The sequence below is a fragment of the Catellatospora sp. TT07R-123 genome, from assembly GCF_018327705.1.
Classification (GTDB): Bacteria; Actinomycetota; Actinomycetes; order Mycobacteriales; family Micromonosporaceae; genus Catellatospora.
On the sequence record NZ_BNEM01000002.1, the window covers coordinates 3,191,436 to 3,206,988 of the forward strand.

The window sequence follows — 15,553 nt, forward strand, 5'->3', positions numbered from 1 at the left end:
ATGGGAAACGCCCTTGTCCGGAAAGATCTCGCGCGCCCTGGCGGGCGCCTGCCTCATGCTGTGGGCCGTGGCGGTCGCGGCGGCCCCGGCCGGTGCGGCCGGCCCGATGCCGTACTTCCAGCTGCCTTTCCCCTGCGGAGAGACCTGGCGGATGGCGACGTACGCCGGTCACGACGACTACGACATCGACATGACGTACACCGGGGGCGCCAGCAGCGGGCGTGCCATCCTGGCCTCGGCCGCGGGCACGGTCGCGTTCGCGGGGTGGGGCAGCGGTGGCGGCAACTACGTCATCGTCGATCACGGCGGCGGCTGGCGCAGCACGTACATGCACATGATCGAGACTCCGATGGTCCGCTCGGGGCAGTCCGTGGCCCAGGGCCAGCAGCTCGGCCGGGTCGGCAGCACCGGCAACTCGACCGGCCCGCACCTGCACTACGAGGTGGGCCGCGACGGCGGCAAGACCGAGGCCTACTTCAACGGCTCCCCGTCGGGCATCACCTCCGACGGCAGCGCGTCGACCGGCCCGATCTACGTCAACGGCCCGGTGTCGGCGGCCCGCAACGCCACCAGCGCCAACTGCGGCCGCTCCGCCCCGCACGACCATGTCGGCGACTTCAGCGGCGACGGCCACGCCGACGTGCTCGGCGTCAACGCCGCCGGGAACCTGCTCTACTACGCCAACAACGGGCTGGCGCTGTCCGCGCCCGTTCAGATCGGCAACGGCTGGGGCACCTTCAAGTTCGTCATGGCCGCCGACTACAGCGGCGACGGCGCCGCCGACGTGCTCGGCGTCGACGCCGCCGGCGACCTCTGGTACTACCCCAACAACGGCCTGGCCCTGTCCGCCCGCGTGAAGATCGGCAACGGCTGGGGCACCTTCAAGCACGTCATGGCCGCCGACTACAGCGGCGACGGGGCGGCCGACGTGCTGGGTGTCGACGCCGACGGCGACCTCTGGTACTACCCCCACAACGGCGCCGGGCTGTCCGCACCGGTGCAGATCGGCAACGGCTGGGGTGGCTTCCTCCAGGTCACAGCCGCCGACTACAGCGGTGACGGGCATGCCGACGTGCTCGGCGTGAACGCCGCGGGCAACCTGCTCTACTACCCCAACAACGGGCTGGCGCTGTCCGCACCCGTTCAGATCGGCACCGGCTGGGCCACTTTCAAGCAGGTCAACGCGGTGGACTACAGCGGCGACGGGGCCGCCGACGTGCTCGGCGTCGACGCCGACGGCGACCTCTGGTACTACCCGCACAACGGCGCCGGGCTGTCCGCGCCGGTGCAGATCGGCAACGGCTGGGGCACCTTCAAGTTCGTCATGTGATCCGCCGCTCCCGCCGCCGGTCCGCGCTCGGCGGACCGGCGGCGGACCGGTCAGACCAGCGGGCGGACCGAGTCGCGGATGGTGATGTGGGTGCCGAGCATGACGTGCCGGCGGGCCGGACCGGTGCGCTGCAACGCCAGCCGCACCGCCGTGCGCCCCAGCTCGTCGTGCGGCAGGTGCACGCTGGTCAGCGGGGTGGACAGGTCCTGGGCGAACGGGGCGTCGTCGTACCCGATGATCGAGACGTCGTCGGGGACGCGCCTGCCCGCCGCGCGCAGGGCGCGCATCGCACCGGCGGCCACGTGGTCGTTGGCGGCGAAGATCGCGGTGAAGTCCGTCCCGGCGGCCAGCAGCTCGTTGACGCGGTCGGCGCCGTAGTCGGGGCTGAGGCGGGGACTGTGGCTGACCAGGGCCGGGTCGACCGCGGCCCCGAACGCGGCCATCGCCGCGCGGTAGCCGGTGTCGCGGCCGTCGAAGGTGGTGTTGCCGACGGCGCCGCCGAGGAAGGCGATGCGGCGGTGGCCCGCCGACAGCAGGTGGCTGGTGGCGGCGAAGGCGCCGCCGGTGTTGTCGTACTCGACGGTGACCGCCGGGAAGTCGGGTGCCGGCGCCGGGCGGCCGCACAGGACCAGGCGGCTGCCGCCGTCCTCCAGGGCCTTGGCGTAGCGCCGCATCCGTTCGCGGTAGTCGTCGGTCATGGTGACGCCGCCGACCAGGATCACCGCGTCGGCGTGCTGCTCCCGCATCAGCTTGACGATCTCCAGCTCGCGGTCGGGGTCGCCGCCGGTGGTGCAGACCAGGCAGAGGCGGCCGGTCTCGGCGGCCTGGGCCTCGACACCCGCGGCGATGTGCGCGTAGAACGGCGTGGTCACGTCGAACAGGACGAGGGCGACGACCTTGGAGGTGGCGCCGGACAGGGCGCGGGCGTGCGCGTTGACGACGTAGTCGAGGTCGCGGACGGCGCGCTGCACGCGGGTCCGGGTGGGGCCGGCGACCGGGTAGTCGCCGGAGAGCACGCGCGACACCGTGGCCACCGACACTCCGGCGAGCGCCGCGACGTCGCGGATGGTGGGTCGCTTGGCGGTCATCACCAACCCCAGTCGGTACAGGACGAGCAGCGGAAACAGCCAGAGAAAGCGTTTACGCTACCCCTGCGCCGACGGGCCTGTCCACGCCCGACCGCGCCCGACCGCGCCGCCTCGACACCGGTGGACCTGGCTACTGTTAAGACGGCGTACTGCGGTGCGCCTGGCTATCGGAACCGTTTTCACGTCGACCTGCCACCGCGCGGGTCCGAGAAGGAGCCGCCGTGCTGATCCCCCAGCCCACGTCGTACGTGTCGCACCCCGGTGCGTGGACGCTGACCGCCGGCACGGCCGTCGAGGCGCCCGCCGAGATCGCCGCGCTGCTGCGCGAGCTGCTCACCCCGGCCACCGGCCTGCCCCTGCCGGACGGCCCCGGCGGTCTGGTGTTCACCGTCGACCCGGCCGCGGACCTGGGCGCCGAGGGTTACACGCTGACCGTGGACGGGTCGGGCGCGCGCGCCACCGCCGCCACGCTCGCCGGGCTGCGCTGGGCGGTGCAGACGCTGCGCCAGCTGCTGCCCGTCGCGGCGTACGCGGCCCAGCCCGGGCCCGGCACCGCCTGGACCCTGCCGTACGCCGAGATCACCGACCGCCCCCGCTACCCGTGGCGCGGCATCATGATCGACGTGGCCCGCTGGCACCAGCCGCTGCCGTGGCTGCACACCGTGGTCGACCTGCTGGCGATCCACCGGATGAACACGCTGCACCTGCACCTGACCGACGACCAGGGCTGGCGCTTCGAGTCGCACCGCCACCCGAGGCTGACCTCGGTCGGCGCCTGGCGCAGCGCGTCCCCGGCCGGGCACGAGCGCGACAAGCAGACCGACGGCGCCCCGCACGGCGGCTTCTACACCCAGGACGAGCTGCGCGGGCTGGTCGCGTACGCGGCCCGGCGCGGCGTCACCGTCGTCCCCGAGATCGACCTGCCCGGCCACACCGTCGCGGTGGTGGCCGCCTACCCGGAGCTGGGCAACTTCCCCGAGGCGCGGCACGAGACCGCGACCCGCTGGGGCATCCACGACCGGGTGCTCAACTGCGACGACGCCACCGTCCAGGTCATGCGCGACGTGCTGGACGAGCTGGTCGCGGTGTTCCCGGGCGAGCTGATCCACCTCGGCGGCGACGAGGTGCCGCCGAAGGAGTGGGTCGAGGGCGAGAGCGGGCGGGCCCGCATGGCCGAGCTCGGCCTCACCGACCCCGAGGACCTGCTCGGCTGGTGGATCAACCAGCTCGCCGACCACCTGCGCGGGCACGGCCGCCGGGTCGTGGTCTGGGACGAGCTGGTCGGCCGGGGCGTGCCCGCCGACGCGCTGATCATGGCGTGGCGCGGCGTGGACCGGGTCACCGCGGCCCTGCACGACGGCCACGACGTGATCGCGACCCCGTCCAGCCACGTCTACCTGGACTACAACGAGTCGATGGCCGAGGGCGAGCCGCCGTCGATCGGCTCCGGCCCCACCCCGCTGTCGACCGTGTACGGCTACGACCCCGAACCCGCCGACGACCCGCGCAACGGCCACCGGGTGCTCGGCGTCCAGGGCAACCTGTGGACCGAGTACCTGCCGAACCCGACCCGGGCCGAGTACAACCTGCTGCCGCGCCTGTGCGCGGTGGCCGAGGTCGGCTGGGGCACCGCGGGCGAGCTCGCCGAGTTCCGGCAGCGGCTGGCGGGGGCGCTGGCCCGGTTCGACGCCATGGGCGTGACCTACCGCCCGCTCGACTGATCGACATATCCTGCTGGACACCGCGCCGGTCCCGGTGCGGTGCCCAGCGGGGGAGGATGGCTTCATGCGTGCGGTGGTCTACGACCGGTTCGGTGCGATGCCGCAGGTCCGGGAGGTGCCCGATCCGGTGGCGCCGCCCGCCGGGGCGGTGATCCGGGTCGAGGCGACCGGGTTGTGCCGCAGCGACTGGCACGGCTGGATGGGCCACGACCCCGACATCGCGACCTTCCCGCACGTGCCCGGCCACGAGCTGGCCGGGGTGGTGCACGCCGTCGGCGACGGGGTGCGGCGCTGGCAGCCCGGCGCCCGGGTGACCGTGCCGTTCGTGTGCGGGTGCGGCTCGTGCGCCACCTGCCGGGCCGGGGACCACCAGGTGTGCGAGCGGCAGACGCAGCCCGGGTTCACCCACTGGGGCTCGTTCGCGCAGTACACCGTGATCCACCATGCCGACCTGAACCTGGTCGCGCTGCCGCCGGAGCTGTCGTACGGGGCCGCGGCGGCGCTGGGCTGCCGCTTCGCCACGGCGTACCGGGCGGTCACGGCGCAGGGGCGGGTCGCGCCGGGCGAATGGGTCGCCGTGTACGGCTGCGGCGGCGTCGGCCTGTCCGCCATCATGATCGCCACCGCGTACGGCGCCCGCGTGATCGCCGTCGACGTCTCCCCCGGCGCACTGGCCCTGGCCCACTCCCACGGCGCGGTCGCCCTGGTCAACAGTGCCGAGCACGACCCGGTCGAGGCGATCCGCGAGATCACCGGCAGCGGCGCCCACCTGACCGTGGACGCGCTGGGCAGCTCGGTCACCGCCACCGCCGCGATCCTCAGCCTGCGCCGCCGGGGGCGGCACGTCCAGGTCGGGCTGCTGCCGTCGGCGGTCGGCGACCCGGCGCTGCCGATGAGCCGGGTGATCGGCCACGAGCTGGAGATCCTGGGCAGCCACGGCCTGTCCCCCGCCGACTACCCGGACCTGCTGGCGCTGGTGCTCGACCGCATCCGCCCCGACTCGCTGGTCACCGCCCGGATCGGGCTCTCGGCGGTCCCGGCCGCGCTGGCCGCGATGGGCGAGCGCCCGCCGACCGGCATCACCGTCATCGAGCCGCAGCGCCCGGAGTGAGCGCGAGCGCCGCCACCCGACCCGGGTGACGGCGCTCGCCAGGCACCGGATCAGACGGGGACGCGGCGGCAGACGACGTTGTAGACCGGCGTCTCGACCACGCCGCCGGTGGTCACCGTCGCCTTGAACGAGTAGCGCTGACCGACCGTGCAGGCGGTCGAGACGCTCAGCTTGTTGTCCCAGCTCGGGATGTACACCCCGTTCATGCTCCACTTCACGCTGTCGGCGGCCGGACCGTACAGGTCGCAGGCGATGTTGCTGTAGCCCGACTCGCAGCCGACGGTGTGGGTCGCGGCCAGCGCCGGTGCGGCGCCGAACAGCGTCGCGCCGAAGGCCGCCAGGGCCACGCCCGCCCCGAGCACGGCAGAAGAGGTGCGCATCGATCCTCCACGGTGGATTTCATCGCGCCGGGATCTCCGGCCCGCCCAGTATCAGGCAGCTCCAGGCGCCAATCCATGCTCACATGTAAATGTTTGACAAGCCCTCGGTTCGGGGCGCGTCAGGCGTCAGCGCCAGGCGCCCCGCCAGCACAGGATGCTGCGAACAGGCGTCTCGACCACGCCGCCGACCGTCACCGTGGCCTGGAAGGTGTACCACTGGCCACTGGTGCACGCGGTGGTGATCGTCATCTGGTTGTCCCAGCTCGGGATGTAGGTCCCGTTCCTGGTCCACTGCACACTGTCGACCGGGCCGCCGCTCACCCCGCACTCGATGGTGCTGTAGCCGGACTCGCAGCTCACGGTACTGGTCGCGTGGGCCGCGGTGGGAACAGCCAGCGCCGCGCCGACGACGGCCACGGTCAGGCCGGCCCGGACGGCAGCGGAAGAGATGCGCATGGGTCCTCCAGGTGAAACTCGCGCCGGAGATCTTCCGGCGCACCGTGTATCGAATATCAAGAGTCTCCCGTTAAATAGCACAATGTAAATGTTTCGACAGCAGTGAGCCCGGGTGTGGGAAGTCGCACCCGGCGCGACCTCCCCCGGACCGGGGCGGCGGCGCCTTGTACGGTGATCGGGTGCTGTTCCGGACCTGGGACCAGCCGCTCCACGGGGCGGGTGACGCCACCGTCGAGGTGAGCGACCACGTCGGCGTACGCCACGTGGTGGTGACCCGACCTGAAGTGATCAAGCAGGTGCTGGGCGACCCCGACACGTTCCGCCCCGACAACGCGCTCGACGCGATCACACCGATGCCGGTGAGCGTGATGCGGGTGCTCACGTCGTACGGCTTCCGCCTGCCGCCGACCCTGGCCAACAACGGCGGCGCCAGCCACCCCGCCATCCGCGAGATCACCGCGCGGGCCCTGCACCCCGCTCGCGTGGCCGAGCAGCAGCCGTGGCTCACCGGCCTGGTGCGCCGCCGGGTCGCCGCCCTCGCCGCCCGGCTGCGCGCGGGCGAGCCCGTCGACCTGTACGCCGACCTCGCCGCCGACCTGCCGCTGCTGGTCCTGGCCCGGCTCGTCGAGCTGCCCTCAGCCGACGCCGCCGTGGTCAAGGAGTTCTCCCGGGCCGCGCTCGAACTGTTCTGGGCGCCGCTGGACGCCCCACGCCAGCTCGCGCTGGCCGACACGGTCGGGCGGTTCCACGCCATGCTGCGCGACTTCGCCGCCACCGCCGGGGGGATGGTCGGTGAGCTGCGCGAATACACGACCTCCCACGGCCTGCACCGGGACACCCCGGTCGGGGCGCTGTTCTTCCTGCTCGTAGCCGGGCAGGAGACCACCTCGCAGTTCCTGACGCTGCTGCTGCACCGGCTCACCACCGCACCCGCCGTGCTGGACGGGCTGGTCCGGGGCACGTACGGCGTCGAGGACGTGGTCGAGGAGGGGCTGCGGCTGGAGCCGCCGATCCCGACCTGGCGCCGGGTCACCGCCCGCGACACCGAGCTCGACGGCCTGCCCGTGCCGCGCGGCCGCAGCATCGTGCTGTGGCTGGCCCGCGCCGGTCACCACGTGGTGCAGCACCCGCACGACCTCGTGCCCGGCCAGCGCGGCTCCCGCCGCCACCTGGCCTTCGGCGCGGGCGCCCACCGCTGCGTCGGCGCCCAGCTGTCCCGCATGGAAGCCGCCGTCGTCGTCGCGGAGACCGCCCCGCTCCTACGCGGCGCCGAGGTCCTGCGCGCCCCCTGGTGCCCCGACAACCTCAGCTTCCGCATGCCCGACACCTTCACCATCCACCGCCCCTGACCGGGCGGCGGGTCAGTCCTCGTCGGGTTCGGCGAGCAGGCGGGGGTCGTCGCAGGTGCCGTGGAGGGCGGGGTGGAGCCACTCGGGGGCGCTGCGGCGGAAGACGCCCGGATCGATGTCGCCGGCGCCGTCGGGCAGCAGGCCGTACAGGTCGTCGGGCAGGTCGGCCAGGTTGGTGTAGTGGACCAGCTCGGGGCGCGACGGCCAGGCGCCGAGCACCGGGTACGCCGGGATGCTGCGGCGGTTCATCGCCTCCAGCGTCAGCGCGGTGTGGTTGAGCGTGCCCAGCCCGGCCCGCGCCACCACGATCGCGGGCGCCGACAGCGCCACCGCGAGGTCGGCCAGCGTCCACTGGGAGCCGCCGGGATGCACGCCCATCGGCACCAGCAGCCCGCCCGCGCCCTCGACCAGGGTCAGCTCGTGCTCGGCGGCGATGCCCTTGACCTGGTCGATGACGTCGAACATGTCCGGCGGGTCGACCTGCGCGACCCGGGCGGCGGCCGTCGGGGCGAGCGGGTCGGGGAACTCGTGCAGCGTCTCGACCGTGGCCGGGGCGGCCAGGCGGTGGACTATCTCCATGTCGGAGACCTCGCCGTAGGCCGGATCGACGCCGGTCTGCGCCGGTTTGACCACGGCGACGCGCAGTCCGGCCGCGCTGGCGGCGGCGGCCACCGCCGCGGTGACGATGGTCTTGCCGACCCCGGTGTCGGTGCCGGTGACCAGCACGATTCCCCGTAGCGCCGTGCTCACGGCCGTACCTCCACGATGATCTCCAAAGCCCGCGCGAACTCCGCCGCCGGCACCCCCGCGTTGACCGTCAGCCGCAGCCGCGACCGCTGGTCCGGGGTGGACGGCGGGCGGAAGCAGCCCACGGCCACGCCCTTGTCCCGGCAGGCCCCGGCCCAGGCCCACGCCTGCTCGGCCGAGTCGGCGGTCGCCGAGACCACGCCACCGGCGGGGTCGGTGACCTCCAGCCCGGCGGTGCGCAGGGTGTCACGGATCTGCCGGGCACGCTCGTGCAGCGTAACCCGCAGATCGTCGCGGACGGTGGACAGCTCCAGCGCGGCGGCGACCCCGGCGGTCACGGCCGGGGGCAGGGCGGTGTCGAAGATGAAGGTACGGCCCGTGTCGATCAGGTGCCTGACCAGCGCTTCCGGGCCTGCCACCACGCCGCCCGCGCCGCCCAGCGCCTTGGACAGGGTGGCAGTGACCACGACGTCGGGTTCGCCCGCGATCCCGGCGGCGACCACGCCCCCGGAGCCGGAAGGGCCGATCACGCCGAGGCCGTGCGCGTCGTCGACCAGCAGCAGTGCCCCGTGGGCGCGGGCGACGGCGTGCAGTTCGGGCAGCGGGGCCAGGTCGCCGTCGACGGAGAAGACCGACTCGGTGAGCACGACGGCGGGGCGGCCGGGGTGGGCGGCCAGCACCGCGGCGGCGGCGTCGGGGTCGGCGTGCGCGAACACGATCGTCTCGACCCCGGCCAGGCGGCACCCGTCGATCAGCGAGGCGTGGCAGTGCGCGTCGGAGACCAGCAGCGTACGCGGCCGGGACAGCGCCCGGACGACGCCGAGGTTGGCCAGGTAGCCGCTGGAGTACACCAGCGCCCGGTCGGTGCCGAGCCGGTGCGCGAGCGCGTCCTCCAGCGCGGTGTGCGCGTCGGTGCTGCCCCGCACCAGGCGGGAACCGGTGGCGCCGAGGCCGTACTCGGTGAGGGCGCGGGCGGCGGCGGCCACCACCTCGGGGTGCCGGGACAGGCCCAGGTAGTCGTTGCCCGCGAGGTCGGTCATCGCGTCGCCGCCGTCGCGCGGGCGCAACTCGCGCCGCAGTCCGGCGCGTTCGCGCAGCTCCGCCTTGCGGCGCAGGGTGCTCAGCCAGTCGCCCATCAACCCAACTCATCCACGTATCGCTCGGCCTTCGGCAGACCCGCCCTGGCCGCGTTGGTAGGGTACGCCCATGTCCACCAGCTCTTCATCCGTGCTCGACCGCGCCCGCATCCGTGTCCTCGAACAGGGGCTCGGATTGGAGGAGGCGGACATCCTCGCCGTCCTCCAGCTGCCCGACGAGGACATCCCCGCCGCGCTCCAGCTCGCCCACGAGGTGCGCATGCGCTGGTGCGGCCCCGAGGTCGAGGTCGAGGGGATCGTGTCGCTGAAGACCGGCGGCTGCCCCGAGGACTGCCACTTCTGCTCCCAGTCGGGCCTGTTCTCCTCACCGGTGCGCTCGGTGTGGCTGGACATCCCGTCGCTGGTGGAGGCGGCCCGGCAGACCGCGGCCACCGGCGCGAGCGAGTTCTGCATCGTCGCCGCCGTGCGCGGCCCGGACGCGAAGCTGATGACGCAGATGCGTGACGGCGTCGCCGCGATCAAGGCCGCCGTGGACATCAACGTCGCCGCGAGCCTGGGCATGCTGACCCAGGAGCAGGTCGACGAGCTGGTCGACATGGGCGTGCACCGGTACAACCACAACCTGGAGACCTGCCGGTCTTACTTCCCGAACGTGGTCACCACCCACTCGTGGGAGGAGCGCTGGGGCACCCTGAAGATGGTGCGCGACTCCGGCATGGAGGTCTGCTGCGGCGGCATCATCGGCCTGGGCGAGACCCTGGAGCAGCGGGCCGAGTTCGCCGCGCAGCTGGCCGAGCTGGAGCCGGACGAGGTGCCGCTGAACTTCCTGAACCCGCGGCCGGGCACCCCGCTGGGCGACCAGCCCGTGATGGACCCCAAGGACGCGCTGCGGGCGATCGCGGCGTTCCGGCTCGCGCTGCCGCGCACCATCCTGCGGTACGCGGGCGGCCGCGAGATCACCCTCGGCGACCTGGGCACCCGCGACGGCCTGCTCGGCGGCATCAACGCGGTGATCGTCGGCAACTACCTGACCACGCTGGGCCGCCCGGCAACCGCTGACCTGGACCTGCTGACCGAGCTGAAGATGCCGGTCAAGGCCCTGTCGGCGACGCTGTAGCCCGGGGAGCGACCGTGACCGAGACGACGGTGACGTACTGCGACCGCTGTGGTGAGGACGCCGCCGCAGCCGACCATACGGCGTGCCGGGCGGCGCGGGAGCTGGAGCCGCCGCGCTACTGCGCGCACTGCCGCCGCCGGATGAAGGTCCAGGTGGTCCCGACCGGCTGGTCTGCCGCCTGCTCCGTGCACGGCTCCCCCGCCTGAGGTTCGACGTCAAGAAGGGCACCTTCTCCATCGCATGGCGACGAGAAGGTGCCCTTCTTCCGGTCGTGGCCCTACGGGAGTGGGGCGTCCACGGGGAGCGCGATCAGGTCGAAGCGGGCCGCCAGCCAGGGAAGCAGCGTGCGGTAGGCCGTGATCGTGTCCGGCTTGCCGTTGTCGTGGGACAGGATGATCGAACCCGGCCGGACGTTGCCCTCGACGGCAGAGATGACGTGGTTCACCATCTTCGAGCCCTTGCCGAACGCCGAGGAGTCCCAGTCGCGCGGGTCGACGTGCCAGTAGATCGAGGCCATGCCCAGGTCCTTGGCGATCTGCACCATCTCGGCGGTGAAGTTCCCGCCCGGCGCGCGGAAATACGCGATCTTGGCGTCGGGCACGATGGCGTGGATCGCCTTGTTGGTGCCCGTGAGGTCGTCGACGATCGCCTTGTGGGTGCGCTTGCCCAGGTCGGTCAGGTGCTGCCACGAGTGGTTGCAGAGGGTGTGCCCCTCCGCGTAGATCCGGCGGACCAGGTCCGGCCGGTCCCGGGCCCGGAAGCCGACCAGGCAGAACGTCGCCTTGACCCCGCACTGCTTGAGCATGTCGAGGATCTTCGGCGTGTTGATCGGGTCCGGCCCGTCGTCGAAGGTCAGCGCGACGGCGTCGGTGCCGGTCCGCAGGATCGAGCCGGCGGGGCCGGTGCCGGTGGCCTGGGGGCGGTTGAGGGTGGCCTTGCCCGTACAGGAGATCGGGCCGCCGGCGGGCGTGGTGCTCTGGGTCGGCTTCGGGCTCGGCCCGCGCGTCGGGGACGGCGACGGGCTCGGCGAGGCACTGGGTGTCGGCGTGGGTGACGGCGACGCGGAGTCGGAGGGCGAGGGGGCCACGGAGACGGACGGAGCCGTGGCGCTCGGCGAGGCGACCGGGTCCTTGGTCGAGGTGCACCCGGCAAGGCCGAGCAGGACCACGACGGCGGACACCGCGATGCGACGACGCATGGCGGGACTCCAATGAGCGGGGGTGCAAAAGGGGTGAAGCTGTGGTGCGGGGGTGCAGCGTGCCCCGACCATAGACCATCCGGTCGCGCAGCACAGCCGCCCGATGGCACCGAAGTGATCCGCCCGACTCGCCCCGAAAGATCCATGGCAAGGGCAGGACCAGGGGGTACGGCCCGGAGCCGCTGGTCGCGGCCACATGTTACCGAGCGGTAGGAATCCGAGAGGTTTGTCACCGCCCTCAGACATCGGCGCAGGTCGACGGAGTGCACCGGATCGCGGGAGAGGAATTTCTCATTGCCCGCGCCGCTCGGGCGGCGGCAGAGTACCGACCAACTCGCGGCCCGGCCGGTGCCGCGGCTCAACGAGGAGGACCGGATGGCACCGCAGCTCGCCCACGGCACCGACTGGAGCACGACTCTCGCCCGCGCCGTCGCCGCCACACCCGAGGCGTTCGACCCCGCAGCGGGCTCGGCCACCCTGCGCAACCTGATCCAGGGCGACTGGCGGCCGATCGGCCGCCCCAGCCCGCTCACCACCGGCGTCGACGGGACCACCCTGGCGAACCTGTCGCGCCTGGACGCCGAGACCGCCCTGGCCGCCGTACGCCACGCGGCCGCCGCCCACCGCGACTGGGCCGCGACCCCGCTGCCCGAGCGCAAGGCCCGCGTCGCGGCCGCCGTGGACGCCCTCACCGCACACCGCGACCTGCTGGCCATGCTGCTGGTCTGGGAGATCGGCAAGCCGTGGCGGCTCGCCTGCGCCGACGTCGACCGCGCCCTGGACGGCGTGCGCTGGTACGCGGACCAGATCGACCGCCAGACGGCCGGGCGGGAGCCGCTGCCCGGCCCGGTCAGCAACATCGCCTCCTGGAACTACCCCATGTCCGTGCTGGTCCACGCCGAGCTGGTGCAGCTGCTGGCGGGCAACGCGGTCATCGCCAAGACCCCGTCGCAGGGCGGCGCGATCTGCCTCACCGTCGCGCACGCGCTGATGCACCGGGCCGGACTGCCCGTCACGCTGCTGTCCGGCAGCGGCGAGGAGCTGTCGGAGGTGCTGGTCCGCGCGCCCGAGATCGGCGCGGTCGCCTTCGTCGGCGGCCGCTCCAACGGCGGCAAGGTCGCGGCCGCGCTCCTGGACACGGACAAACGCCACATGATCGAGCAGGAGGGCCTCAACGCCTGGGGCGTGTGGGAGTTCTCCCAGTGGGAGCTGCTCGCCGGGCACCTGCGCAAAGGTTTCGAGTACGGCAAGCAGCGGTGCACCGCGTACCCCCGGTTCGTGGTGCAGCGCGATCTGGTCGACGAGTTCCTCGACGTCTACCTGCCCGTGGTCAAGGCGGTCCGGTTCGGGCACCCGCTGGCCGTGGCGTCGGCCGGCGACCCGCTGCCCGAGCTCGACTTCGGCCCGCTGATCAGCGCCGCCAAGGCCGAGGAGCTGCACCGCAAGGTGGAGGAGGCGGTCCGGGCGGGCGCGGTCCCGCTGCACCGGGGCAGGCTGTCGCACGGCCGCTTCCTCGACGGCCAGGACACTTCCGCGTACGCCGCCCCCACCGCGCTGCTCGCCCCGCCCGGCCGGTCCCGGCTGATGCACGCCGAGCCGTTCGGGCCGGTCGACACGATCGTGGTCGTCGACACCGAGGAGGAGCTGCTCGCGGCGATGAACGCCTCCAACGGCGCCCTGGTCGCGAGCCTGGCCTGCGACGACGAGGAGCTGGCGGGCAAGCTCGCCGGGGACCTGCAGGCGTTCAAGGTCGGGGTGAACCGGCCCCGCTCGCGCGGCGACCGCGAGGAGCCGTTCGGCGGCCGCGGCGCCTCCTGGAAGGGCGCGTTCGTCGGCGGCGACCTGCTGGTGCAGGCCGTCACCGTCGGCGGCCCCGACGAGCGCCTCTACGGCAACTTTCCGGATTGGACGGCGCTGCCGCCCAGCGTGTGAGCCGTGCCCTGCCCCTGGCGCCGCGACCAGGGGCGGGGCACCGCCCGTGCGCCCCCGCTGCGCCACGCGGTCGGTGCGAACGTGCCGCATCAACTAACGTGAGCGCATTCGGTCGGGGAGATCGAAACGCGGGGAGGGGATGCGCATGCCCGACAGCGGGCGTGATCTCGGAGCTGATCTGTTCCGGCTCTACACGATGGCCAAGACGAACCTGCCGGACGTCGCGGCCGAGTATGCGAGCGCCGCAGGTTCCGTGGGCGACACCGACAGCGGCCTGGCGGCCGCGTTCACCCGGCCCGCCCAGTTCGGCGGTCCGCAGGGCACGGCCTACCAGTCGTGGGTGGAACTGCGCGACACCGTGAAGCGGTTCCTCGCCGACACCGACGAGAACCTCGGCGAGACGGCGCAGGCGCTGCTGCTGGCCACCGACGCCTATGCGACGAGCGACTACACCGCCAAGGTGGAGCTCGATCGGCTGAAGCGAGAGAGCCAGGTGCCGTGATGACGACGATCCACACCGGACCGGGTGCGACGGGGGGACCGCGGTGAGTTTCGACCAGCTCATGCAGCACGCCACCGACATCGGCAACAAGGCGTTCGAGGAGGGGCTGGGGGAGCTGATGGGCACCCAGTCGCCCACCCTCGTCGCCCAGGAGCAGCCGAAGCTGATCAACCGCTGCTACGGCGAGGTGCCGCAGCTGTTCCAGCCGTTCAGCCAGATCCCTGACCCGGCGTCGTACACGCCGGCGATCGAGTCGCTCAAGCGGGCGCTGGGCAGGCTCTGCACCGGCCAGGACACCCGCGACCCGATCTCCACCAACGGCTCCAACTACTACGCCAACCCGGTGCTGGACAAGCTCAGCGCCTCGGGCGACTACATCGAGTCGTGGACCGGCAAGGCCGCGATGGAGTTCAAGGCCAACTTCATCGACCCGTTCCCGTCGGTGGCGCGCAACCAGTTCCTGCTGATCTCGGCGCTGAAGGCGGGGCTGGAGGCCGAGCAGGCCATGTGGGAGGCCGCGCGCAAGGACATCGACCAGATCGCCGAGAACACGCTCAAGGCGCTGGACTGCATGGACGACTGCTCACCCAAGGAGTGGGCGGTCACCTTCACGGCGGCCGCCGCGATCACCGGCATCCTGCTGACGATCCCCACCCTGGGCACGTCGGCGGTGGCAGCGATCTCGATCTCGACGGTCGGCGCCGCCGCCTGGGTGGCCGCCGCGCTGCCGCCCAGCCCGCCGACGCTGAACATCACCGGCGACCACACCAACGCCGTGCTCGACTCGATGCACGCCGCCGTGGACAAGGCGAGCCAGGTCATCAGCGAGACCGAGCAGCGGATCGCCAAGGCGATGGACAGCATCCTGGACGCGATCCACAGCCACCGCGACTACTTCGTCGCGCCGCGGCCGTCGCTGGCCGGGGCCACCAAGCAGAACATCACCAGGCCCGAGTACATGGGTTACTCCGACTGACGAAGGCGGTGCGAGCATGGGTCTGGGTGACCAGCTCGACGAGATGCGGGTCAGCGCCCGCTCTCCCAACGGCGAGATCTGGGCCGAGCTGACCGGACGCCGCGCGCTGCGGCTGGAGTTCATGCCCGGGTACTACGACCGGACGTCCGAGAACGCCCTGGAGGGGCAGCTCGCGGCGCTGTGCCGCCTGCTGTGGGTGGCCCGCACCCGCGAGGCCGAGGCGCTGGTCAGCGCCTCGGGCGGCGAGACGCTGACCCCGGCCCGGGTCCAGGACCCGGCCGGCCAGGCCTACTTCCAGGGCCTGGCGGCGATCGAGGCGCGGGGCGGCAGCGCCGACGGCAGCGTCTCGGTGGTCGCGACGCACGGCATGCGGGAGTGGCAGGTCCGCATCAGCGACGGCACGCTGCGCCGGTGCAACGAGGCCGAGTTCGCGGCACGGGCCGCGGAGGCGGCCGACAGCGTCGTGCGCGACCAGCTCGACCGCGTACGCCGCCTGCGCGTGGAGGTGTACCGCCCGGAGCTGCTGAACAGCCCCGGCTGAACCATCGC

16 protein-coding genes are annotated in these 15,553 nt (G+C 72.9%); 10 read left to right on the forward strand and 6 right to left on the reverse strand.

Translation table 11 applies throughout. The annotated features are described in order from the left end of the window. Positions 1-13: 13 nt before the first annotated feature. Complete coding sequence (locus Cs7R123_RS33965) at positions 14-1,330, forward strand: peptidoglycan DD-metalloendopeptidase family protein (protein ID WP_212832678.1); 1,317 nt, start codon at positions 14-16, stop codon at positions 1,328-1,330. 50 nt (positions 1,331-1,380) lie between these two features. Here Cs7R123_RS33965 and Cs7R123_RS33970 read toward each other — a convergent pair whose 3' ends face one another. Next, positions 1,381-2,418, reverse strand: a complete 1,038-nt coding sequence (locus tag Cs7R123_RS33970) for a LacI family DNA-binding transcriptional regulator (RefSeq protein WP_212832680.1) — start codon at positions 2,416-2,418, stop codon at positions 1,381-1,383. A gap of 221 nt (positions 2,419-2,639) precedes the next feature. Between Cs7R123_RS33970 and Cs7R123_RS33975 the strand changes: the two genes are divergently transcribed. Both Cs7R123_RS33975 and Cs7R123_RS33980 read left to right on the forward strand, forming a co-directional pair. Further along, on the forward strand, positions 2,640-4,139 hold the full coding sequence (locus Cs7R123_RS33975) for a beta-N-acetylhexosaminidase (protein WP_212832682.1): 1,500 nt from the start codon (positions 2,640-2,642) through the stop codon (positions 4,137-4,139). Positions 4,140-4,203: 64 nt separating this feature from the next. Next, positions 4,204-5,250, forward strand: a complete 1,047-nt coding sequence (locus tag Cs7R123_RS33980) for a zinc-dependent alcohol dehydrogenase family protein (protein ID WP_212832683.1) — start codon at positions 4,204-4,206, stop codon at positions 5,248-5,250. Positions 5,251-5,300: 50 nt separating this feature from the next. On the opposite strand, the gene Cs7R123_RS33985 is transcribed toward Cs7R123_RS33980, so the two are convergent. Then, entirely contained in the window at positions 5,301-5,630 is a 330-nt protein-coding gene (locus Cs7R123_RS33985; protein WP_212832685.1) for a hypothetical protein, read from the reverse strand. 126 nt (positions 5,631-5,756) lie between these two features. Continuing rightward, complete coding sequence (locus Cs7R123_RS33990; protein WP_212832687.1) at positions 5,757-6,086, reverse strand: immunoglobulin domain-containing protein; 330 nt, start codon at positions 6,084-6,086, stop codon at positions 5,757-5,759. Positions 6,087-6,250: 164 nt separating this feature from the next. On the opposite strand from Cs7R123_RS33990, the gene Cs7R123_RS33995 reads away from it, so the two are divergent. Beyond that, positions 6,251-7,435 (forward strand): cytochrome P450, encoded by a 1,185-nt coding sequence (locus Cs7R123_RS33995; protein WP_374707052.1) that lies wholly within the window; start codon positions 6,251-6,253, stop codon positions 7,433-7,435. Between the two features lie 12 nt (positions 7,436-7,447). Here Cs7R123_RS33995 and bioD read toward each other — a convergent pair whose 3' ends face one another. Then, entirely contained in the window at positions 7,448-8,185 is a 738-nt protein-coding gene (gene bioD, locus Cs7R123_RS34000) for a dethiobiotin synthase (protein WP_212832691.1), read from the reverse strand. Further along, positions 8,182-9,318, reverse strand: coding sequence for an 8-amino-7-oxononanoate synthase (locus Cs7R123_RS34005; RefSeq protein ID WP_212832693.1), 1,137 nt, complete (start codon positions 9,316-9,318; stop codon positions 8,182-8,184). The genes bioD and Cs7R123_RS34005 overlap by 4 nt, the downstream gene beginning before the upstream one ends. Before the next feature lie 70 nt (positions 9,319-9,388). Between Cs7R123_RS34005 and bioB the strand changes: the two genes are divergently transcribed. Together bioB and Cs7R123_RS34015 are read left to right on the forward strand one after the other, a co-directional pair. After that, the gene (gene bioB / locus Cs7R123_RS34010; protein WP_212832694.1) at positions 9,389-10,396 is read left to right on the forward strand and encodes a biotin synthase BioB; all 1,008 of its coding nucleotides are present in this window, start codon (positions 9,389-9,391) and stop codon (positions 10,394-10,396) included. Positions 10,397-10,410: 14 nt separating this feature from the next. Then, positions 10,411-10,602 carry a hypothetical protein gene (locus Cs7R123_RS34015; protein ID WP_212832695.1) on the forward strand — a complete coding sequence of 64 codons (192 nt, stop codon included), beginning with the start codon at positions 10,411-10,413 and terminating at the stop codon, positions 10,600-10,602. Between the two features lie 71 nt (positions 10,603-10,673). Here Cs7R123_RS34015 and Cs7R123_RS34020 read toward each other — a convergent pair whose 3' ends face one another. Next, on the reverse strand, positions 10,674-11,594 hold the full coding sequence (locus tag Cs7R123_RS34020; RefSeq protein WP_212832696.1) for a polysaccharide deacetylase family protein: 921 nt from the start codon (positions 11,592-11,594) through the stop codon (positions 10,674-10,676). A gap of 375 nt (positions 11,595-11,969) precedes the next feature. Here Cs7R123_RS34020 and Cs7R123_RS34025 point away from each other — a divergent pair, with 375 nt between their 5' ends. The 4 genes from Cs7R123_RS34025 (at position 11,970) to Cs7R123_RS34040 (ending at position 15,545) form a co-directional block, all read left to right on the forward strand. Beyond that, on the forward strand, positions 11,970-13,526 hold the full coding sequence (locus Cs7R123_RS34025; RefSeq protein ID WP_212832697.1) for an aldehyde dehydrogenase family protein: 1,557 nt from the start codon (positions 11,970-11,972) through the stop codon (positions 13,524-13,526). A gap of 145 nt (positions 13,527-13,671) precedes the next feature. Then, on the forward strand, positions 13,672-14,028 hold the full coding sequence (locus tag Cs7R123_RS34030; RefSeq protein ID WP_212832698.1) for a hypothetical protein: 357 nt from the start codon (positions 13,672-13,674) through the stop codon (positions 14,026-14,028). Positions 14,029-14,071: 43 nt separating this feature from the next. Then, positions 14,072-15,004 carry a hypothetical protein gene (locus Cs7R123_RS34035; protein ID WP_212832699.1) on the forward strand — a complete coding sequence of 311 codons (933 nt, stop codon included), beginning with the start codon at positions 14,072-14,074 and terminating at the stop codon, positions 15,002-15,004. A gap of 16 nt (positions 15,005-15,020) precedes the next feature. Beyond that, the gene (locus tag Cs7R123_RS34040) at positions 15,021-15,545 is read left to right on the forward strand and encodes a hypothetical protein (protein WP_212832701.1); all 525 of its coding nucleotides are present in this window, start codon (positions 15,021-15,023) and stop codon (positions 15,543-15,545) included. The last annotated feature ends 8 nt before the right edge of the window (positions 15,546-15,553 follow it).

Bases quoted from the DNA above. Each gene is read 5' to 3' on its own strand.
- Cs7R123_RS33985 (WP_212832685.1), bottom strand. From the start codon at position 5,630: ATGCGCACCTCTTCTGCCGTGCTCGGGGCGGGCGTGGCCCTGGCGGCC.
- Cs7R123_RS34030 (WP_212832698.1), top strand. From the start codon at position 13,672: ATGCCCGACAGCGGGCGTGATCTCGGAGCTGATCTGTTCCGGCTCTAC.
- Cs7R123_RS33990 (WP_212832687.1), bottom strand. From the start codon at position 6,086: ATGCGCATCTCTTCCGCTGCCGTCCGGGCCGGCCTGACCGTGGCCGTC.
- Cs7R123_RS34020 (WP_212832696.1), bottom strand. From the start codon at position 11,594: ATGCGTCGTCGCATCGCGGTGTCCGCCGTCGTGGTCCTGCTCGGCCTT.
- Cs7R123_RS34025 (WP_212832697.1), top strand. From the start codon at position 11,970: ATGGCACCGCAGCTCGCCCACGGCACCGACTGGAGCACGACTCTCGCC.
- Cs7R123_RS34005 (WP_212832693.1), bottom strand. From the start codon at position 9,318: ATGGGCGACTGGCTGAGCACCCTGCGCCGCAAGGCGGAGCTGCGCGAA.
- Cs7R123_RS34040 (WP_212832701.1), top strand. From the start codon at position 15,021: ATGGGTCTGGGTGACCAGCTCGACGAGATGCGGGTCAGCGCCCGCTCT.
- Cs7R123_RS33980 (WP_212832683.1), top strand. From the start codon at position 4,204: ATGCGTGCGGTGGTCTACGACCGGTTCGGTGCGATGCCGCAGGTCCGG.
- Cs7R123_RS33970 (WP_212832680.1), bottom strand. From the start codon at position 2,418: ATGACCGCCAAGCGACCCACCATCCGCGACGTCGCGGCGCTCGCCGGA.
- bioB (WP_212832694.1), top strand. From the start codon at position 9,389: ATGTCCACCAGCTCTTCATCCGTGCTCGACCGCGCCCGCATCCGTGTC.